Raw genomic sequence first — 25,612 nt, forward strand, 5'->3', positions numbered from 1 at the left:
GATCCTGAAGTCTGCTGTTTCTCAACTCCGGACCGATTCTGGCGATCACCAGAACGTGGGACTCCGAGTCAGCGTGCTGGGACAGCTCACCGTCGTGGACGGCGCCGGTGGCGTGCTGCCGGCCGGTGAGCTGCCCCGCCGGGCCCGCCAGGTGCTGGCCGTGCTGGCCGCCCGGCACGACCGGATCCAGTCCAAGGACGCGCTCGCCGACGCGGTGTGGGGCGAGGACCTGCCGGGCAACCACGCCGGCGCGCTGGAGCACTACGTCTCGGTGATCCGGCGCCGGCTGCAGCCGCAGGGCTCGCCGGCGAACTGGTTCATCGTCACCCGCTCCGGCGGCTACCTCTTCGACACCTCGCGGGCCGGGCTCGACCTCGCCGGCCTGCGACAACTCGTCCGGAAGCTGGACACGCTCGGGCCCGGCGACCCGGAACAGCTGCGGGTGCACGAGGAGATCCTGGGGCTGGCGCGGCACCTGCCGTTTCCGGAGGACCCGTACGCCGACTGGGCCGAGCCGGTCCGCGCCGAGGTCTCGGTCGCCGCCGTGAACGCCCTGCTCCGGCTCGCCGCGGCGGCCCTGGCCGAGGACGCCCCGCGGTCGTTGCGGCTGGCCCACGAGGCGATCGAGCTCAACCCGTTCCTGGAGTCCGGCTACCACGCCGCGATGGCCGCCGCGGTGGCGATGGGCCGGCCGGACGACGCGCTGCGCATCTTCGAGCGCTGCCGCCAGGTGCTGGACAGCGAACTGGGCGTCGCGCCGTCCGCCGAGCTCGCGATGATCAAGCAATCGGTGCTGGCCAGCCGTGCTCCGGCGGCCGATCCGGCGCCCGCGCCGGCGCCGGTCGCCTCGCCCGCGGCCGCCAAGCCCGGTGAGCGGTTCCTGGGCCGGCTCACCGAGATCCGGCTGATGGTCGAGCCGGGCACGCCGCCGGTGGTGCACTTCGTCGGGCCGAGCGGCGCCGGCAAGTCCGCGTTCCTGGCCGAGCTGGGCCGGCACACCCCGGGCCGGATCGGCATCGGCGACGCCGGCCCGGCCGTCGGCGTGCTCCGCCTGTCCTGGCTGCGCAGCGTCCTCACCGACCTGGACGCCGCCCCGGCGGCGATCGAGGCGGTGGACCGGGCGCTGCCCGACCACCCGCTCGGCCAGCCCGACCTGGAGCTGATCGCCGCCACGTTCGACCGGCCGGAGCAGGTCTTCCTGGCCGTCGACGACGCCCGGGACCTGGACGCGGCGAGCGTCGCCGAGCTGGCCTGGCTCAGCGGGCACTGCCCGGGCCTGCGGATCGTGCTGACCTACGACTACCCGTCGCAGCTCTCCGGCCGGCCGCTGGCCGGGCTGGGCACGCCGGTGGTGATGCGGCTCGGCCCGCTCACCGCGCAGGAGTTGGAGCCGCTCGGCGACCCCGGCGTACGGGAGCTGACCGGCGGCATCCCGGCCCTGGTCGCGGTGGCCCGGCGGCCCCGCCCGGTGGCGAGCGCGGTGGCCATGCAGGTCGCCCGGCAGCGCACCGAGTGGATGCCGCCGCTGGCCTGGGAGCTGCTGCGGGTCTGCGCGGTGCTCGGCGACCTGGGCGCGGCCGAGCTGGCCACGCTCACCGGGCAGCCCGTCACCGACGTGCTGACCTGCGTGGACGCGCTGGTGCACGCACACCTGCTGCGGGAGTGCCCGGACGGGAAGGTGGGCCACGCGGGCACCCTGGTGCGTGCCGCGGTGGCCGAGCAGGTCTCCGCCGCGACCGTGCTCTACCTGCGCAAACAGTTGGCGGCGGCCTCCTAGGAAGGAAGCCGCCGCCGTCGGGGTTGCCGGGACTAGTTGGTGACGTTCACCACGATCGCCAGCTGACGACCGCCGGTCGCGGTCACCACGCTGACCGTCCGGACCGTGCCCGGCGCCGGGCCGGTGACCCGGATGCTGAACGCGCCCGCCGCGTCCACGTTCGCCGTGCCGATCACCCGGCCGGTGAGCGTGTCACCGAGTACCGCGGTGATCCGCTGCCCGGCGAGCAGGCTGCTGGTGCCGGTGATCCGCCATTCGTTGTTGCCGGTCCGGTACCGGACGGTCACGCCGCCCGGGAACGTCTCGGCCTGCGGCCGGATGGTGACCCGGTCGGTCGCCGTGCCGCTCGGGTTGGTGGTGGTCAGCTCGAGCACCACCGGCTCGTTGTCGTAGACGAACGCGGCGTTCGGCCCCGGCGAGGCCGGCTGCGGCTGCACCGGGTAGACGAAGGTGGGCTTCGCCGACGAGGCCCCGACCAGGGTCACCGCCGGGCCGGACACCTGCCGCCAGCTGTACGTCTCGGCTCCGGCCGTGCCGGTGCTGTCCAGCGTGACCGTCTTCCCGCGGAGCACGGTCTGGTCCGGACCCGCCTCGGCCACCGGACGGGTGGCCGCGACCACGGTCACCGCGACCTCGGCCGGCTGGCTCTGGCCGCCCGGCCCGGTCACCGTCAGCTTGAACTTGTAGGTGCCGGCCTGGGTCGGCACGAACGAGGCCGAGGCGGTGGTCGCGCCGGTCAGGGTGACCGACGGGCCCTCGCTCTGGGTCCAGTTGTACGTGTCGATCTCGCCGGTCGATCCGGTGCCGTCCAGTTTGACGACCTGACCGACCACCGGGCCCGGGTCGGTGGTGGCCGCGGCGACCGGGGCCACCGGGCCGAACGCCGCGCCCGAGCCGGCCAGCGAGGCGATGGCCGAACCGCCGGCCGACGAGGTCACCGTGATCGCCGCGGGCGGCGCGAGCACGTTGGTGAACGGCTGGCCGGTGATCGGGCCGTAGCCGGTGACACTCAGCACGCCCGGGTTGCTGTCCTGGTCACTGCTGGTGGCGGCGACCGTGAGGGTGTGCGCGTCGGAGTCGTACGCGGCCCGGGTGACCTGCACGACGTCGATCAGCTTGCGGGTCTTCTTCGCGGTCGGGCGGTCCGAGGCGTTGACCACGTCGACGCTCGCGTCCGCGGGCGGCGGACCGGCGAGCGGGAAACGGCCGTAGTAGTGGCCGTTCGACTCGCGCAGCCGGGTGCCGCGGATGCCGAGCGCCGCGTTCGAGGCGATCTCGATGGCCTGACCGGGCTCGCTCGTCGCGTAGACCTCGACCACACCCTTGCCGTCCGGGCCGGTGGTGTACGTGGCCTGGTCGACGTCGACGCCCGCGTTGGTGGCGTACCGGCCCTGGACACTGAACTGGTCGGAGAACCCGACCTGGCCGAGGACCGCGCCGGACCGCGGGTCGAGCTCCTCGATCCGGATGAAGTTGGTGCCGTACGGGCTGCCCACCACCTTGTGGTCGACGCCCGGGTCACCGGTGTAGCCGGCCGGGGCCGCCGGGGCGACCGCCGGGTCCCACTTCAGGAACGGACCGACCCGGCCGTTCAGCACCCCGCCGAACGCACCGGGGATGGTGCCGACGTCCTCGGTCATCCGGACGCCCTTGTCGTCGGCGGTGAGGTCGTCGATGCCGTACGGATGGGTGATCCGGAATCGCCGGCCGGCCGTGGCCGCGAAGCGGATCCGGACCCGGCCGAAGACCATCTGGTCGCCGGGCACGACCGCGTCGTTCGCCCAGGCGCCCTCGACGTTCAGGCCGATCACGGCCTTGGTGCCGTCGGTGAGCGTCAGGGTCGAGTCGACGAGCTGGTAGAAGAACTCGCCCGGGAAGTTGTCCGGGTACGAGACGGGCAGGTCCGGGTTGGGGACCTCGTCGGGCAGGACCGCGCAGAGCGGGTCGTCCGCGGTGTAGCAGGGCTCCAGACGAGCCCCGGTGCTGTCCCGGTACCACGCCGGGAAGCCGTGGTCGGCGATCGGGCCGACCTGGGTGAGCCGGCCGTTCCGGGCGATCGGCGGGGTGATGACGGTGGCGTTGGCGCTGCCCGCCAACGGAGCGACCACCGCCAAGGTCACCCCTACCGTGACCGACCATCGCAACAGATGGTTTCGCATCGGACTCCTTGAGTTTCAGCAGAGTTCCGAGACGATGACGTGGGGCTCAGTGGCCGGGCTCACGTAAACCTGAGTAAAAGCTGAGTCCTCTCTGGCAAAACCCTTGGGGCTCGAAATTCGTATCCCCCTGATCCGGCCGCGCCGGAGAGGGATCGCGGTGGATCTCCCCCTGACTTAACCGGTCAAGTACACTCTGGATGCCGGTTCGGTTACGCCGGTGCTACGCCCGATAAGCTCAGCGCCACGGGACAGAGGGAGACTGAGTGAAGCGGCCCACGATCGCCGACATCGCCCGGCGTGCGGGTGTGTCCAAGGGCGCCGTGTCCTATGCGCTGAACGGTCAGCCCGGTGTCTCCGAGGCCACCCGCAAACGGATCCTCGCGATCGCGCAGGAGATCGGCTTCAATGCGAACAGCGCCGCCCGGGCCCTCTCCGGCGCCCGCGCCCGCGCCGTCGGCCTGACCCTCTGCCGGCCCGCCCGGATCCTCGGCATCGAGCCCTGGTTCATGGGCCTGATCAGCGGTTTCGAGGCCGAGCTCGGTGCCCGGTCCTACGCGCTGACCCTCCAGGTGGTGGCCAGCCCGGAGCAGGAGGTCGAGGTCTACCGCCGCTGGTGGGGCGAGCGCCGGATCGACGGCGTGATCGTCACCGACCTGCGGGAGAACGACGTCCGCATCCCGGTCCTGCATCAGCTCCAACTGCCCGCGGTGGTGATCGGCGGCTCCGGTGAGCCCAGCCCGGTCACCCAGATCTGGTCCGACGACGGCGGCGCGATCACCGAGGCGGTGCGGTACCTGGTCGCCCTCGGCCACTCGCGGATCGCCCGGGTCAGCGGCGTGCCCGACCTGCTGCACACCCAGGTGCGGACGAAGGCGTTCAACGCGGTCTGCGCCTCGCTCGGGCTCGGCGACGCGGTCACCGTGCCGGCCGACTACACCGGCGAGGAGGGCAGCCGGGCCACCCGGCGCCTGCTCATCGGCGGCGACCGGCCCACCGCGATCATCTACGACAACGACGTGATGGCGGTCGCCGGGCTCGCCGTCGCGCAGGAGATGGGCCTGTCCGTGCCGGGCGACCTGTCGATCGTGGCCTGGGACGACTCGCCGCTGTGCAGCCTGGTGCACCCGCCGCTGACCGCGCTCAGCCGGGACGTCTCCGGCTACGGCGCGCAGGCCGCCCGCGAGCTGCTCAACGCCGTCGACGGCAAGAAGGTCGGCAACGTCAAGGCGCAGACCGCCCACCTCACCCCACGAGGCAGCACGGCTCCGCCGCGCAATTAACCCCCTGCTTGGGTACGTCGTGAGCCCGCCGCCCGTCCGGTGACACTCACGCGACCACCTGCCCACTCCCGGCCGCCCCGCGCTCTCGGTCCCGGCTGGCGCTGAGGGCTGTAAAACCGGCCTGAAACAGCCGCCAACACCAGCTGAGAAGCCCGCCCCGCGCCGCCGGCCCAGCCCCGGCCGCACCGCACGCCGGCCCGGCCCGGCGGCAGCGCGGTGGGCGTTTGTCGGATCGGCGCGGGGCTTTGGTCGTACCAAAGCGGGGTTTAACGGGTTTTGTTATTGATTGCGGTCGGCTCGGTGGCTCTCCAGGTAGGCCTCGATGCGCTCGGCCGGAGCCGGCGGGGCCAGCGCGAGGCCCTGGCCGAACCGGCAGCCGGCGGCCGCGGCGCGCTCGATGCTCTCCGGGGTCTCCAGACCCTTGGCCACGATGTCGAGACCGATCCGCCGGGCCAGGCCGACCACCACGTCGAGGGTCGCGGCCTCGGACGCGTCCTGCGCCAGGCTCGCGTTGAGTTTCAACATGTCGACCGGGAGGCGGCGCAGGTTCGCCAGCGAGGTCTGGCTCGAGCCGAAGTCGTCCAGCGCCGCGCGGACCCCGAGTTTCCGCAGGCCGGACAGCGCGGAGACGATCGCCGGCAGGTCCTCGGCGATCCAGGTCTCGGCGACCTCGACGACCAGCCGGTCCGGGGCCATCTGGTACCGCCGCAGGGTGCCGGCGACCTGCTCCGGGAAGCGGGCGGTGAGCAGCTCGCGCGGCCCGACGTTGACCGACACCCAGAACTCGCCGTCGTCGCCGACCCAGTTCCGCAGGTGGCGGCAGGCCTCGTCGAGCACCCACTCGTTCAGCTCGGCGATGATGCCCAGCGCCTCGGCGATCGGCAGCAGCTCCTCCGGCAGGATCGTGCCGAGCTCCGGATGCCGCCAGCGCAGCAGCGCCTCGACCCCGGCCGGGCGGTCGTCGCGCAGCCCGGTCACCGGCTGGAAGACCAGGTCCAGCTCGCCCTGACCGGCCGCGCCGGGCAGCTGGCGCTCCAGCTGCATCCGGCGCTGGAGCTGGAGCTCGACGTCCGGGTCGTACCACTCCACCGAGTCGCGGCCGAGCTGGTGGGCGCGCTGCCGGGCCAGGTCGGCGTGCCGGAGCGCCTCGTCCGGCCCGTCGGCGCCGGCCAGCTCGGCCAGGCCCACGCTGGTCTGCAGGCGCACCTGCGCGCCGGGCAGCTGGAACGGCTCGGCGAGGGCCGCCACGATCCGGGTGGCCAGGGCGTATGCCGGGACCGCCGACTCCGGGGTGAGCACCGCGAACTCGTCGCCGCCCAGCCGGGCCGGCACGTCCTCGGCGCGGGTCAGGGTCCGCAGCCGGCGGGCCACCTCGGTCAGCACCGCGTCGCCGACCTCCCGGCCGTGCGTGTCGTTGACCTCGGCGAGCCCGTGCAGGTCGACCACGAGCAGGGTGCCGTGCGGGCCGGGGCGGCGGCGGAAGGCGAGCAGGTCACGCATCAGCGCCTGCCGGTTCGCCAGGCCGGTGAGCTGGTCCAGGTACGCCAGGCGGTGCAGGGTGCGCTCCAGGTGGCGGCGCTCGCCGACGTCCCGCACGTGCACCACCAGGGCGGCCACCTCGGGCACCGCGCGCTGGTCGGAGATGGTCGACTCGGTGTCCCGCCAGAGCTTGGCGCCGTCCCGCAGCCGGGCGCTGACCAGCACCGGCGGGCCGCCCTCGTGCTCGCCGGCGAGCACCGACCCGATCACCGCGAGCGCGTCGCCGGCGTCCTCCGGGTGGATCATCTCGCCGAACGCCCGGCCCAGCACCTGGTCGTCGCGCAGCCCGAAGAGCCGGGCCGCGGCCGGTGACTGCCAGCGCACGGTGAGCCGCTCGTCGAGCACCAGGGTCAGGTCGGTGGCGCCGGCGACCAGGGAACGGAAGTGCGCCTCGGTGACCCGCAGCCGGCCCGCGTACAGCCGGATGTCGCGGACCACCAGCAACTCCCGCATCACCAGGACGCTGATCATGATGACCGCGAAGATCACGCCCTCGGTGTCGAAGCCGGGGGTGGTCAGCAGGTGCCACACCGCGGCGATCACGCCGACCGCGGCCGGCACCGCGAGCAGCGGATAGCTCGCCAGATAGCGGTCCGGATTGACCGGCTCGGCGGGCGGCACCGGCAGGCCCCGGCGCGAGCCGCCGCCCGCCGCCGCGGCCAGGCCGGCCACCATCGGCAGACCCAGCAGCGGGACGGCCGGACCGGTCACGCCCAGCGCCAGCAGCTCGGCCAGCACCGCGAGGGCGATCAGCACCAGCACCGAGCCGGCCGCGCACCAGACCGCCGGGACCGGGCGCGGCCGGGCCCGGAGCACCACGACGGTGACGATCGAGGCGCCGCCCGCGGTGATCAGCACGGCCGGCAGCGCGGCCGGGTGGGCCTGCCCGTCCGGCGGGATCAGGTAGGCCGCGAAGCCCAGGCTGACGCCGAGGCCGAGCCCGTCGAAGCCGCGCCGCAGCCGGATCGGCCAGTTGCGCGCGGCGCCGGGCAGCAGCGCGGCGCCGAGCACGTAGCACCCGGCGGCCGCGGCCAGCCCCACGGTCAGCCAGACCACCTCGCCGGGCGGCGACCACCAGGGCACCAGCACGGTCAGCGCGGTGGCCAGCGCGCCCATCCCGACGAAGCCGGCGCCGCGACAGGCCACGAACGTGCCGTCGGCGTGATGGATGTCCAGCGCCGAGCGGACCAGGTAGGCGGCGGCGCACAGGCCGGCGGCGCCCACGGCGAGGGCCAGCGCGACCGGGCCGGGCAGCAGGCCGGTGGCGCCGGCGAGCAGCACCAGGACGGCCGTCGACGCGACGGTGAGCAGGGTCGCCCGGCCATGTTCGGGCCGGGCCGGCGGGAGGGGCGGCACGGCCACGACAGGTCCTCTGCGTTCATGCCGAGGGGATCGGCTCCCGACGGACGGGGGCGGAACAAGAGGTCGTTGTATCCGGACAACGATCGATCGGTGGGTCCGGTTACGGCGGCCTCTTCCGGATCGTCGACCATGGACGGTCGCCGGTCAACCAGGGCCTGTGGATAACCCCGCCGGGGGCGGTGGGAAGATGGGTCGGTGAGCAGACGTCCCGCCCTTCGCGTACGCAAGTCCGGCACCGCCCTGGTGGCCTCCGGGATCGCGTTCGCCGGCGCGATGCCGCTGGCCGGCGTCTCCACGGCGTACCTTCCGGTGCTGTTGATCCCGCTCACCGCGCTGATCTGGTCCTGGCGGGCCGGCACCGACGTCTTCCCGGACGAGCTGCGGGTCCGTGCCCTGTTCGGCGGCAACCGCGTCCCGTGGAGCCGGATCACCGAGCTCGCGCCGGACCAGCGCGGCCGGGTCTCCGCGCTGCTGGACAACGGCAACGTGATCCGGCTGACCGGGGTGACCCGGGACAACCTGCCGCTGGTGCTGGCCGCGGCCGGCAAGAGCCCGGCCGCGTCCGAGGACGACGGCGACACCGCCGACGCGGAGGGCGAACCAGCCACCGTGGAGCCGTGACCGCCTCCCCGGGAACTGTCAGGGGTCGCGGTTACCCTGGTCGGCAGACTAGCTAGGGGGTGGTTGAGCCGTGCGTTCCCGCCGGGGCCGTGCCGCGGTCGCGACACTCGCCGTCGTGCTGACCCTGACCTCGGGGTGCAGCTTCGGCCCGCCCGGGCCGGATCAGGCCGGCAGCGCGCCCAATCTGCCCGGCCCGTCGGTCGCCGCCACCGCCAGCGCCGCGGCCGACGACTCGGAGATCGCGATCACCGTGCTGGCCAAGGGCCTCGAGGTGCCGTGGGGCATCGCCTTCCTGCCGGACGGGTCGGCCCTGGTCACCGAGCGCGACACGGCCCGCATCCTGAAGGTCGGGCCGGAGTCGGACGCCGACGGCCTCAAGGTCTCCGAGGCGACCCGCCTCGCCGAGGTGCGCGCCTCCGGTGACGGCGGCCTGCTCGGCATCGCCGTCTCCCCGAAGTATGCGTCCGACAAGACGATCTTCGTCTACTACTCGACCACCACCGACAACCGGATCGGCAAGCTGGTCCTGGGCGGCCCGCTGACCCCGATCCTGACCGGCATCCCCCGCTCGGCGGAGGAGAACGGCGGCGCCCTGGCCTTCGGGCCGGACGGGTTCCTCTACGCCGGCACCGGCGACGGCACGCCCACCGGCACGTTCGCGCAGAATCCGAAGAGCCTGGGCGGCAAGATCCTGCGGATGACCACGGCCGGCAAGCCGGCCCCGGGCAACCCGGTGAAGACGTCGCTGGTCTGGTCCTCCGGCCACCGCAACGTGCAGGGCCTGACCTGGGACAAGACCAAGCGGATGTTCGCCACGGAGAACACCCAGCCCAAGTTCTCCGAGCTGAACATCGTGGTGAAGGGCAAGGACTACGGGTGGCCCAAGGCCGACGGCAAGGCGGGGAACGCGAAGTTCGCCGATCCCCTGGTGGCCTGGCCGACCGCCGACTCGTCGTGCGGCGGGGTGGCCGCGTTCGAGAGCACGGTGGCCACCGCCTGCCTGCTCGGCAAGCGGCTCTACCTGCTGAACGTGACCGGCAACGGCACCGTCCTGGGCACCCCGCAGGAGCTGCTGACCGGGAAGTACGGCCGGCTCCGCGCCCTGGTCGCCGCCCCGGACGGGTCCCTCTGGGTGAGCACCTCCAACCAGGAGGACGCCGGCGAGCCGGATCCGGAGGACGATCGTCTGATCCGGCTCGTCTTCTCGGACGGCGGCGCCGGCCGGAGTTGACGGGTGATAACTGTTTCGCCACGAGCCAGGGTGGGCAGGTGAGCCCGCGATGAGTGAGTTCGCGGCCCCGGCCGCACCCCCCTGGCGCCGTCGCCTCCACTCGGCGGTCGATCTGACCGTCCGGGTGTGGCGGCACCGCTGGTTCCGTAACTCCCGGACAGTCGCCGCCGTCGGCCTGGTCAGCATCACCTCGGCGGTGATCGGCGTGATGCTGTTCGCGCACACCGAGATCGCCGTGGGCCCGTTCAAGGCGGAGATGTCGCTGCGCCCCAGCCTGGTCGGCGGCACCGAGGTGGACATCCCGCCGCTCGGCTCGCTGCACCTGGACAGTCACCGCGGCACGCTGCACCTCAAGGTGGCGCTCGGCTCGCTCGACCAGAGCCGGACCGAGGAGCTGATCGACAACCCGACGGCGATCAGCTCGGCCGGTGACCGGGCCGTCGACGAGGTCACCACCGGGGTGACCCAGCTGGCGCTGCGCGCGGTCGGGCTGGCCGTGCTGAGCGCGATCATCGCGGCCGGGCTGATCTTCCGGAACGTCCGGCGCACCGCGGCGGCCGGGCTCACCGCGCTGATCGCCGCGGCCGGCAGCATCGGGCTGGCCGCCGCCACCATCCGGCCGAACGCGATCAGTGAGCCCCGCTACGAGGGGCTGCTGGTCAACGCCCCGGCCGTGGTCGGTGACGCGCGACGGATCGCGGACAACTACGGGCGGTACGCCGATCAGCTCCAGCAGATCGTCAGCAACGTCAGCCGGATCTACACGACCGTGTCGTCGCTGCCGGTCTACGAGCCGGCCGGCAACACCACCCGCATCCTGCACGTCTCCGACCTGCATCTGAACCCGTCGTCCTGGGGCCTGATCCGGACCGTGGTGCAGACCTTCGACATCGACGCGGTGGTCGACACCGGGGACATGGTCGACTGGGGCAGCAGCGCCGAGACGTCGTACGTCTCCTCGATCCCGTCGATCGGCGTGCCCTACATCTACGTCCGCGGCAACCACGACTCGGTCGCGATCCAGGCCGCGGTCGCCAAGCAGCGCAACGCGATCGTCCTGGACAACGGGCTGACCGTGGTCGACGGCCTGACCATCGGCGGGATCGGCGACCCGCAGTTCACCCCGGACAAGAGCGAGACCAACACGGCCGGCGACAACTCCGGCGCCGAGCTGCTCACCGCGTCCGGCGAGCGGCTCGCCAAGACGATCCAGGACTCCGGCAAGAAGGTGGACATCGCCCTGGTCCACGACCCGGCGATGGCCCAGCCGCTGTCCGGGCTGGTGCCGCTGGTCCTGGCCGGTCACAAGCACAAGCGGTCGGTGGCGATGCTGCCGGCGCGCGCGGCGCCGACGCCCGACCCGTCCGCCTCGGCGATCCCGTCGCCCACGCCGTCCGCCTCGGCCGCGATCCTGGGCCCGGTGTCGACCCGCCTGATGATCGAGGGCTCGACCGGTGGCGCCGGGCTGCGCGGGCTGGAGGGCGAGGAGCCGACGCCGCTGTCGCTGTCGGTTCTCTACTTCGACGAGCATCACGACCTGAAGGCGTACGACGACATCCAGCTGGGCGGGACCGGCGAGTCCAACGTCGAGATGCAGCGCAACGTCGTCGGGCTCGACGACGAGGGCCCGCCACCCAGCCCGACCCCGTCCGTCCCGGCCGGCGTCCCGGCCGAGTCGGCGTCCACGATCCCCGCGCCGGGCCGGTCGAGCCGCTGACCCGGGCGTCCGTCAGGTGACGGCGCGGCGGCGGATCGAGCGGCGCAGGCCCATCGTGCATGACGTGGCGAAGAGGCCCGTGATCAGCAGAAGGGCCACGGCGCCGGCCAACCGGGTGCCGGTGAGAAGTACCGGGACGGCGACAAAGGCCGTGGCGGCCACCGGGATGACCGGAAACGCCCAGCCCGGCAACGCCCGGACGACGCCCCCGCGACTGCCGAGCGCCCAGCGCAGCACCGCGGTGAACAGCGGCAGCACGGCCACCACCGCGAAGCCGCCGAAGATCGCCGCCTCCGGCGAGCCGGCCAGCATCAGGGTCAGGACGCCGAGCACGATCACCACCGGCATCGCGACGGCGTTGACCACCGGCATCCAGCGGGCCACCGGCGACCCACCCTTGGCGAGCACGAGCAGCGCCGCCCGATGGCCGGGAGCGATGGCCAGCGCGGCCCGCGCGGCGTCCTCGGCGGCTCCCGCCCGGCCCTGCGCCGACAACGCCTGGGCGAGCAGCGCGTGCGCGTCGGCGCTGCCCGGGTCCAGCTCGACGGCCCGGGCCGCGGACGGCTCCGCCGAACCCCAGCCGTGCAGGTAGCCCTGGGCGAGCCCGCGCATCAGATGCGCCGGCGCCCGGGCCGGATCCAGCTCGACGGAGCGGTCGGCCGCCGCGAGCGCCGTACGGTACTGACCGAGACCGATCCGCGCCCCGGCCAGCCGGTGCCACGCCCGCGCGTCCTCCGGATGCGCCCGCAGGAACTCCTCCAGCAGGTCGACCGCGTCGGTGAACCGCTGCTCGTGCACCGCCACGTGGGCCGCCGCGACCAACTCCGGCTCGCCCTCGGTGTCCGGCCGCGGCGGGACCGGCCGGGCGTAGGGCACCGGCAGCTCCGGGGTCGCCACCACCGGGGCGCCGACCGGCAGCGCGGGCGCACCGGACGGCAGCGGCCAGGCCCCGTCGGCGGACGGCGTGACGTCGGTCATGGCGAGCTCCCCGGATCGAGGCGAACGAACGATCGCCGGCCGACTCTAATCGACGCTCACGAGTACCCGGAAACGACGTCGCCCGGTCCCCCTGACGGCGGGCCGGGCGAAACGTCGTACCGAAATGGTCAGGAAACCCCGAGCCGGGACAAGATCAGGTCGCGGACGGTCTTGGCGTCGGCCTGGCCTCGCGTGGTCTTCATGACCGCGCCGACCAGCGCGCCCGCGGCCGCCACCTTGCCGTCGCGGATCTTCGCGGCGATGTCCGGGTTGGCGGCGATGGCCTCGTCGACCGCGGTCTGCAGCGCGCCGGTGTCGGACACGACGCCGAGGCCGCGCGCGGCCATCACCTCGGACGGCGAGCCCTCGCCGGCCGTCACGCCCTCCAGCACCTGGCGGGCCAGCTTGTCGTTGAGCTTGCCCTCGTCGACGAGTTTCTGCAGCTCGGCGACGTGCGCCGGGGTCGCGCCGACCTCGGCGAGCTCGACGCCCAGCTCGTTGGAGCGACGGGCCAGCTCGCCCATCCACCACTTGCGGGCGCCGGCCGGCGAGGCGCCGGCGGCGATGGTCTCCTCGATCAGCTCGACCGCGCCGGCGTTGGTGGCCGACTGCATCTCCAGCTCGGTGATGCCCCAGTCCTCGCGGAGGCGGGCCCGCTTGACGCTGGGCTTCTCCGGCTGGGAGGCGCGCAGCTCCTCGACCCAGGCCGGGTCGGGCGCGATCGGGACCAGGTCGGGCTCGGGGAAGTACCGGTAGTCGGTCGCGGTCTCCTTGGAGCGGCCCGCGCGGGTGTCGCCGGTGGTCTCCTGGAAGTGCCGGGTCTCCTGGAAGATCCGGGTGCCCTCGTTGAGCAGCCCCGCCTGCCGGATGATCTCGGAGCGGACCGCGCGCTCGACCGAGCGCAGCGAGTTCACGTTCTTCGTCTCGGTGCGGGTGCCCCACTCGTCGCCGGGCAGGTTCAGCGAGGTGTTGACGTCGCAGCGCATCGAGCCCTGCTCCATCCGCACGTCGGAGACGCCCAGCGAGCGGACGATGTCGCGCAGCTCGGCGACGTAGGCCTTGGCGACCTCGGGGGCGAGCGCGCCGAGGCCGGGGACCGGCTTGGTGACGATCTCGACGAGCGGGATGCCGGCCCGGTTGTAGTCGACGAGCGACTCGGTGGCGCCGTGGATGCGACCGGTGGCCCCGCCGACGTGCAGGGTCTTGCCGGTGTCCTCCTCGATGTGCACCCGCTCGATCTCGACCCGGTACTCCTTGCCGTCCAGCGTGACGTCGACGTAGCCGTCCACGCAGAGCGGCTCGTCGTACTGCGAGGTCTGGAAGTTCTTCGGCATGTCCGGGTAGAAGTAGTTCTTCCGGGCCATCCGGCACCACGGGGCGATGTCGCAGTTCAGCGCGAGGCCGATCCGGATGGTCGCCTCGATCGCGGCGCGGTTCATCACCGGCAGGGCGCCCGGCAGGGCCAGGCAGACCGGGCAGACCTGGGTGTTCGGCTCGGCGCCGAACTCGGTCTTGCAGCCACAGAACATCTTGGTCTGCGTGCCCAGCTCGACGTGCGTCTCCAGGCCGATGACCGGCTCGTAACGGCTGAGTGCGTCGTCGTAGGACGGCAGCGCGATGGTCGTCATGTGCTTCGGCTCCGGCTCACTGCGGCATCGGGATACGGACAGGGGTCAAGCCTAGTCGCCCGGTATGACGGGACGACGCCGGGTTTGCACGTCAGGGTCGGCGGGGCACCCAAAAAATGATCTCCACGATAGCGTGCCGTGCATGTTTCGATCTCTCGCCGGCGTGGCGCTGACCGCGACGGTCCTGTGCGCGGGCTGCACCGACACGCCCGCGCCGCCCGCCGCGAACCCCTCCGCGGCACCGTCCGACGCGGCTCCGGCGGTCGACTACACCGCCTGGTCGGCGGGCCGGTCCACGCCGGTCGCCGACAAGCTCTACCCCGAGCACGGCAATGCCGGTCTCGACGTGCTGCGGTACGACCTGAAGCTCGATTGGCAACCCACGACCAAACAGCTTTCCGGTACGGCCACCCTCCGCATCCGCCCGGCAGCCGCCGCCGGTGCGATCACGTTGGACTTCGCGAACCTGACCGTCGACAAGGTCACCGTCGACGACCGGCCGGCCACCGGCACCGTCGCCGAGGAGAAGCTGACCGTCCCCGCCGAGCTGGTCGCCGACCGGCCGGTGACGCTCGTCGTCGACTACCACGGCACGCCGAAGCAGGTGAAGTTCCCGTCGCACCGCTCGGACGCCAAGGAGGGGCTGGGCCTGCGCCCGACCGCGACCGGTGGCCTGTGGACGATGCAGGAGCCGTGGGGCGCGATGACCTGGTACCCGGCGAACGAGTTGGTCTCCGACAAGGCGCTGTACGACATCAAGGTCACCGTCCCGGCGGGCTGGGCCGCGGTCGCCAGTGGCACCCCGGGACCGGCCGAGGGCGAGTTCAGCTCGTCCGTCCCGGTGGCCGCCTACCTGACCACCCTGGCCGTGGACCGGTACACGAAGGTCACCCAGGCCGGGCCACACGGCGTACAGCTGAATTATTGGGTTTTGCCGAAGGCCGACGACAAGGTGCTGACCTCGCTGAAGAAGTCGCCGCAGATCCTGACCTGGCTGGAGAGCATGCTCGGGGCCTACCCGTTCGAGACCGGCGGCGCCCTGCTGAACGGCTCGGTCTCGGCGATGGAGACCCAGCAGATGCTCAGCATCGGCCGGTCGCTGGCCGGGAAGTGGTCCAAGGACGACCAGGCCTACTTCGAGGAGGTCCTGGTCCACGAGTACGCCCACCAGTGGTTCGGCGACGCGGTCACCCCGTCGACCTGGACCGATCTGTGGCTCAACGAGGGCTTCGCGCAGTACCTGCAGTTCCTCTGGGAACAGAAGGTCCAGAAGTTCAGCGACGCCGACCTGGAACGCTTCCTGCGCAAGCGGGACGCCGAACTGCGCAAGTCGGTCGGCCCGCCCGGCCGGCCGAAGGCCGCCAACTTCGCCGAGAGCAACGTCTACATCTGCGGCGCGGCGATGCTCAAGGAGCTGAACGACGCCCTCGGCGACAAGAAGTTCTTCGCCCTGATGACGGCATGGGTCGCCGAGCACCGGGACACGAACCAGGACCGGGCCGCGTTCATCGCCTTCGTGCAGAAGAACACCGGCAAGGACTTCAGCAAGCTGATCAACACCTGGCTGGACTCCCCGAAGACCCCGGCCTGACCGGGGCCTTCGGGAAACGGTCAGAGGGCCGGCGGGCTGAACGTGCCGATCGCCGACTCCAGGGCGCCGGCGACCCGGTACATCCGGTCGTCGGCCATGGTCGGGGCCATGATCTGGAAGCCGACCGGCAGGCCCTCGGAGAGCCCGCACGGAACCGAGATCGCCGGCCCGCCGTACAGGTTCGTCGGGATGGTGAACAGGTCGGCCAGGTACATCTGGTACGGATCCGACGTGCGCGACCCGAACGGGAACGCGACGAACGGCGTGGTCGGCGAGACCAGCACGTCCACCTTCGCGAACGCGGCCTCGAAGTCCCGCGTGATCAGCGTGCGGACCTTCTGCGCCTGCCCGTAGTACGCGTCGTAGTACCCGCTCGACAACGCGTACGTCCCGAGGATGATCCGGCGCTTGACCTCGGGACCGAAGCCGGCCTCCCGGGTCAGCGACATGACCTCTTCGAGCGAGTGCTGCCCGTCGTCGCCGGTGCGCAGGCCGTACCGGACGCCGTCGAAGCGGGCCAGGTTCGAGGAGGCCTCGCTCGGGGCGATCAGGTAGTAGGCCGGCAGCGCGTACTGGAAGTGCGGGCAGGACACCTCGACGACCTCGGCGCCGAGCTTGACCAGCGCCTCCAGCGACTCCTTGAACGCGGCCACGACGCCCGGCTCGGAACCGTCCCCGGCGAACTCCTTGACCAGGCCGAGCTTGACGCCGGTCAGGTCGCCCTGCAGGCCGAGCCGGGCCGCGGCGACCACGTCCGGCACCGGCTGCTGGATCGACGTCGAGTCCCGCGGGTCGTAGCCGGCGATGACCGAGTGCAGCAGCGCGGTGTCCTCGACGGTCCGGCCGCACGGGCCCGGGGTGTCCAGCGAGGAGGAGAACGCGATCAGGCCGTAGCGGGACGTGCCGCCGTAGGTCGGCTTCGCCCCCACGGTGCCGGTGACGGCGCCCGGCTGCCGGATCGAGCCGCCGGTGTCGGTGCCGATCGCCAGCGGCGCCTCGTACGCCGCGAGCGCCGCCGCCGAGCCACCGCCGGAGCCGCCCGGGATCCGGCCGAGGTCCCACGGGTTGTTCGTCGGCCCGTACGCGGAATACTCCGTGGACGAGCCCATCGCGAACTCGTCCATGTTGGTCTTGCCGAGGATCGGCAGGCCGGCGGCCTTGAGCCGCTCGACGATCGTCGCGTCGTACGGCGGCTTCCAGCCCTCGAGGATCTTGGAAGCGGCGGTGGTCGGGACCCCCTTGGTGGTGACCACGTCCTTGACCGCGATCGGCACCCCGGCCAGCGGCCCGGTGATCTCGCCCGCGTCCACCCGGCGGGCCGCGTCGAGCGCGCCCTCCCGGTCCACGTGCAGGAACGCGTGCACGCGCTCGTCCACGGCGTCGATCCGGTCCAGGTGAGCGGTGGTGACCTCGACGGCCGACACCTCCTTGGCGGAGATCAGCTTGCTGAGCGAAGCCGCGCTCAGCAGGGTCAGGTCGCTCACGGTCATTCCTCCTCGTCCAGGATCCGCGGCACCCGGAACCGGCCCTCGTACGCGTCGGGCGCGCCGGAGAGCGCGGCCTCCTGCGTCAGGCTCGGCCGGGGAACGTCGTCGCGGTACACGTTGGTCAGCGGCACCGAGTGGGAGGTCGGCGGGATGTCCTCCGCGGCCACCTCACCGACCCGGGCGACCGACTGCAGGATCACGTCGAGCTGTCCTGCGAACCGGTCGAGCTCCTCTTCGGTCACGGCGAGCCGCGACAGGCGCGCCAGGTGCGCGACCTCTTCGCGGGAGATGGCGGCCATCCTGCCCCCTTGTGATGTTTGTGCGTCTGCGTGCAAACCCAGAGTCTATTTCGCCGGGCTCCAGGGTCCGCGAAGAACCCCGGGCCGAATGGGCCGATAGCGCGAGAGCCACTCGGCCAGCTCACCGGCGGGCATCGGCCGGGCGTGGAACCAGCCCTGCGCGGCGTGGCAGCCGGCCGCCGCGAGCAGCCGCCAGGTCACGTCGTCCTCGACGCCCTCGGCGACCGCGCGCAGCCCGAGCGACTCGGCCAGCCCGATCACCGAGCGGACGATCGCCGCGTCGCCGCGGTCGGTCGCCATCCCCAGCACGAACGACCGGTCGATCTTGACCTCGGCGAGCGGCAGCCGGCGCAGGTGCTGCAGCGAGGAGAAGCCGGTGCCGAAGTCGTCCAGGGAGATCGCCACGCCCATCCGGTCCAGCCGGGTGATGGTGTCCAGCACCCGGTGCGGGTCGGTCATCAGCGCGCTCTCGGTGATCTCCAGTTGCAGCAGGTCGGCCGGGACCTCGTGGTCCCGCAGCAACCCGCCGACCAGGTCGGCGAACTCCCCGCCGTGCAGGTCGCGCGCGCTCACGTTGACCGCGGCCCGCAGCGGCCGCCCGGCGAACCGCCAGGCCGCGAGCTGGGTGACCACCTCCGTCAGCACCCGGGCGGTGAGCAGCCGCATCACCGGGGTCGGCTCGGCCACCCGGAGCAGCTCCTCCGGCCCGACCAGGCCGCGGCGCGGGTGCCGCCAGCGCAGCAGCGCCTCGACGCCGACCACCTCACCGGTCGCGATGGCGATCTGCGGCTGGTAGTAGAGCACTATCCCGTCGTCGGGCGGGTCGCGGCGCAGCGCGGTACGCAGGTCGGCGAGCAGGGCCAGGCGTTCCGGCGAGGCGTGCGGCGCGTCCGGCCCGTGCACGGTGACCTGGTCGCCGTGCTGCTTGGCCTCGTACATCGCGGTCTCCGCCTCGCGCAGCAGGGTCGCGCCGTCGCGGCGGCCGGACTGCAGCGCGATGCCCATCGAGGCGGTCAGCTCGACCGGGGTGCCGTCCATCGGGAACGGCCGGCTCAGCGCCTCGGCCAGGTGCTCGGCGATCCGCCGGGCCGACGCGGCGCCCTCGACCCGGGTGGCGAGCACCGCGAACTCGTCCCCGCCGAGCCGGACGACCAGGTCGTGCCGGGGCACCGCGGCGGTGAGCCGGTCGGCGACCCGGGCCAGCAGCCGGTCCCCGGCGCCGTGCCCGAGGGCGTCGTTGACGGTCCGGAACTGGTCCAGGTCCAGCAGGATCAGCGCCCGCTGCCGGTCCGGCCCGCGTTCGGACATGGTGGACTGCAGGGCGCGCCGGTTCGGCAGGCCGGTGAGCGCGTCGACCCGGGTGGCCTGCTCGGACTCGCCGGCCCAGCGGACCATCCGGTGCACGGCGTGCAGCGCGAGCAGGGCGAGCGGCAGCAGCACCGGGCTGACCTGCGCGGCGACCAGCAGGACCGGGGCGAGCAGCAGCAGGGCGGCGCTGGCCAGCAGGTCGGCGGGGGCCCGGCGCCGATGCCGCGGCCGCCGTTCCGCGGTCCAGCGCCGCACGACGGCCGCCACGGTGTACCGCGCGGCGATCCAGGCGGCGGCCGCGGCGCAGGTCAGCGCGGCGTCGCGCAGATCCGGCCGGGGTCCGATCCGCCAGGCGACCAGGCCGGCCACCACCGCGGCCGCGCCGAGCCCGGCGGCGTGCTGCAGCGCGAGGTGGATCGTGCGCGGCACGGCGTGCCGCATCCGCACCCCGGCCACCGTCACGGCGATCAGCTGGACCGCCAGTGCGGGCACGAATCCCCAGGCCAGCACGATGGCGAAGGTGAAGCAGGTGGACGGCAGCACGACCCGGCTGACGCGGCGCCCGGGCAGCGGATGCGGCCGCGCGTCGGCCACCACGGCCAGCACCGCCATGATCCAGTACGCCATCGGCAACATGCGGAACGTTCCGGGGGCGACCGCCCAGAGCGCCAGGTCCGCCAGCACGGTCAGACCCGCGGTGACGATCAGCGCACGCCGCAGCCGGGGGCCGGAGGCAGCCGTACGGGGACGAACGGCTTCCATGCGACCTCCACGATTGGCCATGCTCACCGATCGCCTACACGATAGATCCACATGTCGCATTTGCCGCTAATGCACTTACCCGTTATTACATTCACATAGGCAGCCAAACCCTCATTTCATCCCATAGGGGTACAGGCCGCTCAGTCGCGGCGAGGATCGTCCGAAAATCAAGAACTTCATGTCCCATGTCCGCCGGGGTACAGACCGCCGCTCCCGCGGGGACCCTTCCGGGCCTCGCAAGGGCGCGGGGCGCCCAGAACACGAGGCCCGCAAGGGCGACGTCCGAGGGTGGGCACGGTTTACCCCAAAAACCCGTCCTCAGCCCTCCGGCGCGATCTCCGCCACGGCTCGGGCCGCCTCCGCGCCCTCGGCGAGCAGCACCTCGAAACCGGCCTCGTCCAGCACCGGCACCCGCAGGGCGACCGCCTTGTCGTACTTGCTGCCCGGGTTCTCCCCGACCACCACGAACCCGGTCTTCTTCGACACCGAGCCGCTGACCTTGCCGCCCCGGGTGGTGATCGCCTCAGCCGCCTTGTCGCGGGTGAACCCGGCGAGCGTGCCGGTGACCACGAAGCTCAACCCGTCCAGCGGCCGGGGCCCGGTGTCCACCCGCTCGTCGGCCATCCGCACGCCGGCCTCGCGCCACTTGCGGACGATCTCCCGGTGCCACGGCACGGTGAACCACTCCCGCAGGCTGTCCGCGATGATCGGCCCGACGCCCTCCACCGCCGCGAGTGGATCAACCGCCTTGGCCTTCCGCTTCGCCGTGGCCACCTCAGCGGTCCCGGCCTCCGCCCCGGCCTCCTCGATCGAAGCCGCCTCCGCACTGGCCGCCACCGCCACCGGATCGGCCGCCGTCCGCGCCAGCACCTCTTCCAGCGCGTCCATCGACCCGTACTCCACGGCCAGCGCCTCCGCCGCGGTCGGCCCGACGTGCCGGATCGACAGGGCGACGAGCACCTTCGCGAACGGCCGCGACCGGGCCTCCGCCAGGCTCTGCAGCATCTTCCCCGCGTTCGTACCGAGCTGCCCGTTCTTGTTGACGAAGAACGGCACCCGCCGCAGGTCCTCCTCGGTCAGCGTGAACAGGTCGCCCTCGTTGTGCAGCACCCCGGAGTCGAGCAGCGCCTTCGCCGATTTCTCGCCCAGCACCTCGATGTCGAGCACGTCCCGGCTCGCCAGCGTGGCCAGCCGCTGGAACAGCTGCCCCGGGCAGGCCTCGCTGTTGGGGCACCGGATGTCGATGTCCCCCTCCTTGGCCGGCGCCAGCGGCGTGCCGCAGGACGGGCACTCGGTCGGCATCACGAACGCCCGCGCATCGGCCGGCCGCAGGTCGATCACCGGCCCGAGGATCTCCGGGATCACGTCGCCGGCCTTGCGCAGCACCACGGTGTCGCCGATCAGCACGCCCTTGCGGACCACCTCCTGCGCGTTGTGCAGGGTCGCCTGGGACACCTCGGAGCCGGCGACCTTCACCTTCGCCACGATCGCGTACGGCGTCACCCGGCCGGTGCGCCCCACGTTCACCGCGATGTCGAGGAGCCTGGTGGTGACCTCCTCCGGCGGGTACTTGAAGGCGATCGCCCAGCGCGGCGCCCGGCTGGTCGACCCGAGCCGCCCCTGGATCGCCACCGGGTCGACCTTCACCACGACCCCGTCGATCTCGTGCTCGACGTCGTGCCGGTGCTCGCCGTAGTACCCGATGAACTCCCGCACCCCGGCCATGTCGTCGACCACCTTCCAGCGCGTGCTGGTGGGCAGCCCCCAGGCCCGCAGACGGTCATACGCCTGCGACTGCGACACGGGACGGAAACCCTCCCGCGCGCCGATGCCGTGCACCACCATCCGCAAGCCGCGGGACGCGGTGATCCGCGGGTCCTTCTGCCGCAGGCTGCCGGCCGCCGCGTTCCGCGGGTTCGCGAACGGCGCCTTGCCCTGCTCGACCAGGGTCGCGTTGAGGTCGGCGAACGCCTCGCCGGGGAAGTAGATCTCGCCGCGCACCTCGATCAGGTCGGGCACGTCGTCCCCGGTCAGCCGTTCCGGGATCTCCCGGATCGTCCGCACGTTGGCCGTCATGTCGTCGCCGCTGCGCCCGTCCCCCCGGGTCAGGCCGCGGATCAGCCGGCCCTTCTCGTAGAGCAGGTTGATGGCCAGCCCGTCGACCTTCAGCTCGCACAGGAACGGGACCGGCCCGCCGGCGTCCCGCACCGTCCGCTCGGCCCAGGCGTCCAGCTCGTCGAAGCTGAACACGTTGTCCAGCGACATCATCCGCTCGACGTGCGGGACCGTGACGAAGTCGGTGGAGAACGTGCCGCCCACGTTCTGCGTCGGCGAGTCCGGGGTCCGCAGCTCGGGGAACTCGGTCTCGAGCGCCTCCAGCTCGCGCAGCAGCACGTCGAACTCACCGTCGGCGATGGTCGGCGCGTCGAGCACGTAATACCGATACTGATGGCCGCGGATCTCCTCCGCGAGCTCAGCGTGACGCGCGCCGGCCTCGGAACTCGGTGAAGTCACCACAACCTCCGTGTCTCGAACAACCTACGAGGCACGGTAATACCAACCCCCGACAATTCCGGGCTCACACCTCGGAGATCCGCCGGCCCGCCTCGTGACATGCCTTGAGCAGCGCACGGACGTAACCGGGAGCGGCGCCCGCCAGCCCACAGGCCGGGGTGATCACCACCTGCTCGGGCAGCCGGGCCTCCGGGAAGCCGAGCCGCCGCCAGAGCTTCTGGACCCGCTCGGCGATCCGCTTCGAGTCGGGCCGGGTGCCGGGCGCCGGCCGGGTCGGCGCCGCGCCGACGAACAGGCCCAGCCCGGCCTCGATCGCCTCGCCCACCGGGTCGAGGTCCTTGAGCAGCGAGAGGTCGAACGCGGCGGCCGTCGCCCGGGAGTCCCGGACCACCTGCCAGGGCAGGTCCGGCGCGCAGCAGTGCAGCACCACCGGGGCGTCCACGGCCTCGATCACGGTCCGCAGCCCGGTCGCGGCGGCCGGCCCGTCGACCGCCCGGTACGCACTGAGCCCGCTCTCGGTCGGCACCTGCCCGGCCATCACGGCGGGCAGCGACGGCTCGTCGAGCTGCAGCAGCACGGTCCCGCCCGGAATCCGTTTCCGCACGTCGGCGACGTGCCGCCGGAGCCCTTCGGCGAGCGAGTCGGTCAGGTCCCGGACGGCGCCCGGGTCGCGCAGCATCCGCCCGCCGATCGGCAGGTCGAGCGAGGCCGCCAGGGTCCACGGCCCGGCCGCCTGGATCTTGACGGTGCCGGTGAAGCCGTCGGCCTGCTCGGTGAGCTGGTCCAGGTCGCGGTCCAGCAGGTCGGCGGTGTGCCGCTGGTCCCGGCCGGGCCGGGCGGCGATCTGCCAGCGCCCGACGTAGAGCTCCACCGGCAGCTCGACCAGGAAGCCCGCGCCGCGGCCGATCAGGTCCGCACCCGGGCCGCGTTCCGGCAGCTCGGGAAGGTGCGGCAGGCTCGGCAGCTCACCGAGGACGATGCGCTGGGCCTCGGTGATGTCGGTGCCGGGCAGCGAGCCGATGCCGGTCGCGGACCCGGACGGCCACGGGAAGTCAGGCATGCGCCGACGCCCGGAGACCGGCGGTGATGGTGGCCGAGCCGAGCACGATGTCACCCTCCGGGTCGGGCCGGTAGGCGACGATCGCCTGCCCGGCGGCCACGCCACGAGCGGGCGTCGCCAGGGTCGCCGTCAACGACGCCCCGTCCACGGCGACCGACGCCGCGACGACCTCACCATGCGCCCGAAGCTGAACCTCACACCGGACATTCCCCGAAACTTCATGCCAGATCGGGCGGGTGGCGGTCACCGTGTCGACCTCGAGATCCTCCCGCGGCCCCACCGTCACGGTGTTCGTCACCGGAGTGATCGAGAGCACGTACCGAGGCCGCCCGTCCGGCGCCGGAACCCGCAGGTTCAACCCCTTGCGTTGACCGATCGTGTACCCGTACGCCCCGTTGTGGGTGCCCAGCTTCGCCCCGCTCCGCCCGTCCACGATGTCCCCGGGCGCGGCCCCGAGCCGCCCCTCCAGGAACCCCCGGGTGTCCCCGTCCGCGATGAAGCAGATGTCGTGCGAGTCCGGCTTGTCGGCGACCGCCAGCCCGCGCTCGGCCGCCTCGGCCCGCACCCGCTCCTTGGTCCAGTCCCCCAGCGGGAACATCGCCCGGTCCAGCTGCTCGCGGGTCAGCACGGCCAGCACGTACGACTGGTCCTTGGCCAGGTCGACACTGCGCCGCAGCAGCCCGTCGGCCCCGAGCCGGGCGTGGTGCCCGGTGACGACCGCGTCGAAGCCCAGCGCGACCGCCCGGTCCAGCACCGCCTCGAACTTGATCTTCTCGTTGCAGCGCAGGCACGGGTTCGGCGTCCGGCCGGCCGCGTACTCCTCGACGAAGTCGTCGACGACGCTGGCGTGGAACTCCTCGGCCATGTCCCACACGTAGAACGGGATGCCGATCACGTCGGCGGCGCGCCGCGCGTCCCGCGAGTCCTCCAGCGTGCAGCAGCCGCGCGCCCCGGTCCGGTACGCCTGTGGATTACGGGCCAGCGCCAGGTGAACCCCGGTCACGTCGTGACCGGCCTCCTTGGCACGGGCCGCGGCGACCGCGGAGTCGACACCGCCGGACATGGCCGCAAGAACTCGCATACCCCAAAGCCTATCCGGGCGTCCGGCGAGCGATCGCCGGGCTTATCTGGGTGTCTTCCACGCACCGGCCCGGCGGGCCCGCTCGACCACGCCCGGCAGCGCGGCCAGCAGCGCGTCGAGGTCCGCCGCGGTGCTGTCGTGCCCGAGCGAGAACCGCAGCGACGACCGGGCCCGCGCGTCGTCCGCACCCATCGCCAGCAGCACGTGACTGGGCTGCGCCACCCCGGCCGAGCAGGCCGAGCCGGTCGAGCAGTAGATCCCCTGCGCGTCCAGGAGCAGCAGCAGCGCGTCGCCCTCGCAGCCGGGGAAGGAGAAGTGGGCGTTGCCGGGCAGCCGCCGCTCCCGGTCCCCGTTGTAGATCGCGTCCGGGATCGCCGCGAGCACCCGCCGGACCAGCTCGTCGCGCAGGGCGGCGACCCGGTCCGCGTACTCCAGCCGGGCCTGCACGGTCGTCTCCACGGCCACCGCGAACGCCACCACCCCGGGCGTGTCCAGCGTCCCGGACCGCACGTCGCGCTCCTGGCCACCGCCGTGCAGCAGCGGCGTGCAGGTCACGTCACGCCCCAGCACCAGCGCGCCGACCCCGACCGGCCCGCCCAGCTTGTGCCCGGTCAGGGTGAGCGCCGCCACCCCGCTCGCCGCGAAGTCCACCGGCACCTGCCCGACCGCCTGTACCGCGTCGGTGTGGAACGGGATGCCCGCCGCGGCGGCCAGCGCGGCCAGCTCCGGAACCGGCTGCACCGTGCCGACCTCGTTGTTCGCCCACTGCACGCTGACCACGGCGATCTCGTCACCGAAGTTCCGCACCAGCTCGGCGAATCCGTCCGGGTCCACCCGCCCGGCCCCGTCCACCGGCAGGTAGGTCACGTCCGCGTCCTCGTGCCGCCCCAGCCAGTCGACCGCGTCCAGCACCGCGTGATGCTCGACGGCCGAGGCCACCACCCGGCGCAGACGCGGGTCCGCGTCACGCCGCGCCCAGAAAACCCCCTTGGTGGCCAGGTTGTCCGCCTCGGTCCCACCGCCCGTGAAGATCACCTCGGAGGGCCGCGCGCCGATCACCGCGGCGATCCGCTCCCGCGACTCCTCGACCAGTCGCCGGGCGCCACGACCGGCCGCGTGCAGGGATGACGGATTGCCGATCTCCCGCGCCGCGGCCGCATAGGCGTCCAGCGCGACGGAGAGCATCGGCGTGGTCGCCGCATGATCGAGGTAGGCCAT

Annotated in this window: 17 protein-coding genes; 6 read left to right on the forward strand and 11 right to left on the reverse strand. The window is 72.9% G+C overall.

Annotation, left to right across the window (positions count from 1 at the left end; genetic code table 11):
- Nucleotides 1-55: 55 nt before the first annotated feature.
- On the forward strand, nt 56-1,777 hold the full coding sequence (locus tag L3i22_RS48085) for a BTAD domain-containing putative transcriptional regulator (RefSeq protein WP_221324067.1): 1,722 nt from the start codon (nt 56-58) through the stop codon (nt 1,775-1,777).
- A gap of 32 nt (nt 1,778-1,809) precedes the next feature.
- Here L3i22_RS48085 and L3i22_RS48090 read toward each other — a convergent pair whose 3' ends face one another.
- Nucleotides 1,810-3,936, reverse strand: coding sequence for a PKD domain-containing protein (locus L3i22_RS48090; protein ID WP_221324068.1), 2,127 nt, complete (start codon nt 3,934-3,936; stop codon nt 1,810-1,812).
- Nucleotides 3,937-4,199: 263 nt separating this feature from the next.
- On the opposite strand from L3i22_RS48090, the gene L3i22_RS48095 reads away from it, so the two are divergent.
- A complete protein-coding gene (locus L3i22_RS48095; protein ID WP_221324069.1) occupies nt 4,200-5,216 on the forward strand; it encodes a LacI family DNA-binding transcriptional regulator in 1,017 nt (338 codons plus the stop codon).
- Between the two features lie 279 nt (nt 5,217-5,495).
- On the opposite strand, the gene L3i22_RS48100 is transcribed toward L3i22_RS48095, so the two are convergent.
- Nucleotides 5,496-8,117 carry a bifunctional diguanylate cyclase/phosphodiesterase gene (locus L3i22_RS48100; protein WP_221324070.1) on the reverse strand — a complete coding sequence of 874 codons (2,622 nt, stop codon included), beginning with the start codon at nt 8,115-8,117 and terminating at the stop codon, nt 5,496-5,498.
- 195 nt (nt 8,118-8,312) lie between these two features.
- Here L3i22_RS48100 and L3i22_RS48105 point away from each other — a divergent pair, with 195 nt between their 5' ends.
- From L3i22_RS48105 to L3i22_RS48115, 3 genes are all read left to right on the forward strand, one after another.
- Nucleotides 8,313-8,738, forward strand: a complete 426-nt coding sequence (locus tag L3i22_RS48105; protein ID WP_221324071.1) for a PH domain-containing protein — start codon at nt 8,313-8,315, stop codon at nt 8,736-8,738.
- Nucleotides 8,739-8,808: 70 nt separating this feature from the next.
- Nucleotides 8,809-9,969, forward strand: a complete 1,161-nt coding sequence (locus L3i22_RS48110) for a sorbosone dehydrogenase family protein (RefSeq protein ID WP_221324072.1) — start codon at nt 8,809-8,811, stop codon at nt 9,967-9,969.
- A 49-nt stretch (nt 9,970-10,018) separates the two neighbouring features.
- Nucleotides 10,019-11,686, forward strand: a complete 1,668-nt coding sequence (locus L3i22_RS48115; protein ID WP_221324073.1) for a metallophosphoesterase — start codon at nt 10,019-10,021, stop codon at nt 11,684-11,686.
- Between the two features lie 12 nt (nt 11,687-11,698).
- Here the strand turns inward: L3i22_RS48115 and L3i22_RS48120 are convergent, their stop codons facing one another.
- Together L3i22_RS48120 and gatB are read right to left on the reverse strand one after the other, a co-directional pair.
- On the reverse strand, nt 11,699-12,664 hold the full coding sequence (locus L3i22_RS48120; RefSeq protein ID WP_221324074.1) for a tetratricopeptide repeat protein: 966 nt from the start codon (nt 12,662-12,664) through the stop codon (nt 11,699-11,701).
- A gap of 128 nt (nt 12,665-12,792) precedes the next feature.
- Nucleotides 12,793-14,292 carry an Asp-tRNA(Asn)/Glu-tRNA(Gln) amidotransferase subunit GatB gene (gene gatB / locus L3i22_RS48125; protein WP_221324075.1) on the reverse strand — a complete coding sequence of 500 codons (1,500 nt, stop codon included), beginning with the start codon at nt 14,290-14,292 and terminating at the stop codon, nt 12,793-12,795.
- Between the two features lie 142 nt (nt 14,293-14,434).
- On the opposite strand from gatB, the gene L3i22_RS48130 reads away from it, so the two are divergent.
- Nucleotides 14,435-15,883, forward strand: coding sequence for a M1 family metallopeptidase (locus L3i22_RS48130; protein ID WP_221324076.1), 1,449 nt, complete (start codon nt 14,435-14,437; stop codon nt 15,881-15,883).
- 20 nt (nt 15,884-15,903) lie between these two features.
- Here L3i22_RS48130 and gatA read toward each other — a convergent pair whose 3' ends face one another.
- From gatA to L3i22_RS48165, 7 genes are all read right to left on the reverse strand, one after another.
- Complete coding sequence (gene gatA / locus L3i22_RS48135; protein ID WP_221324077.1) at nt 15,904-17,367, reverse strand: Asp-tRNA(Asn)/Glu-tRNA(Gln) amidotransferase subunit GatA; 1,464 nt, start codon at nt 17,365-17,367, stop codon at nt 15,904-15,906.
- Between the two features lie 2 nt (nt 17,368-17,369).
- Nucleotides 17,370-17,669 (reverse strand): Asp-tRNA(Asn)/Glu-tRNA(Gln) amidotransferase subunit GatC, encoded by a 300-nt coding sequence (gene gatC, locus L3i22_RS48140; RefSeq protein ID WP_221324078.1) that lies wholly within the window; start codon nt 17,667-17,669, stop codon nt 17,370-17,372.
- Between the two features lie 45 nt (nt 17,670-17,714).
- Nucleotides 17,715-19,739: a bifunctional diguanylate cyclase/phosphodiesterase gene (locus L3i22_RS48145; RefSeq protein WP_221324079.1), complete on the reverse strand. Its 2,025-nt coding sequence runs from the start codon at nt 19,737-19,739 to the stop codon at nt 17,715-17,717.
- Nucleotides 19,740-20,057: 318 nt separating this feature from the next.
- On the reverse strand, nt 20,058-22,253 hold the full coding sequence (ligA, locus tag L3i22_RS48150; RefSeq protein ID WP_370644313.1) for an NAD-dependent DNA ligase LigA: 2,196 nt from the start codon (nt 22,251-22,253) through the stop codon (nt 20,058-20,060).
- Nucleotides 22,254-22,317: 64 nt separating this feature from the next.
- Nucleotides 22,318-23,313 (reverse strand): methionine synthase, encoded by a 996-nt coding sequence (locus tag L3i22_RS48155; RefSeq protein ID WP_221324081.1) that lies wholly within the window; start codon nt 23,311-23,313, stop codon nt 22,318-22,320.
- The gene (gene mnmA, locus L3i22_RS48160; protein WP_221324082.1) at nt 23,306-24,394 is read right to left on the reverse strand and encodes a tRNA 2-thiouridine(34) synthase MnmA; all 1,089 of its coding nucleotides are present in this window, start codon (nt 24,392-24,394) and stop codon (nt 23,306-23,308) included. The genes L3i22_RS48155 and mnmA overlap by 8 nt, the downstream gene beginning before the upstream one ends.
- A gap of 42 nt (nt 24,395-24,436) precedes the next feature.
- Entirely contained in the window at nt 24,437-25,612 is a 1,176-nt protein-coding gene (locus tag L3i22_RS48165; RefSeq protein ID WP_221324083.1) for a cysteine desulfurase family protein, read from the reverse strand.

Source organism: Actinoplanes sp. L3-i22 (genome assembly GCF_019704555.1).
Classification (GTDB): Bacteria; Actinomycetota; Actinomycetes; order Mycobacteriales; family Micromonosporaceae; genus Actinoplanes.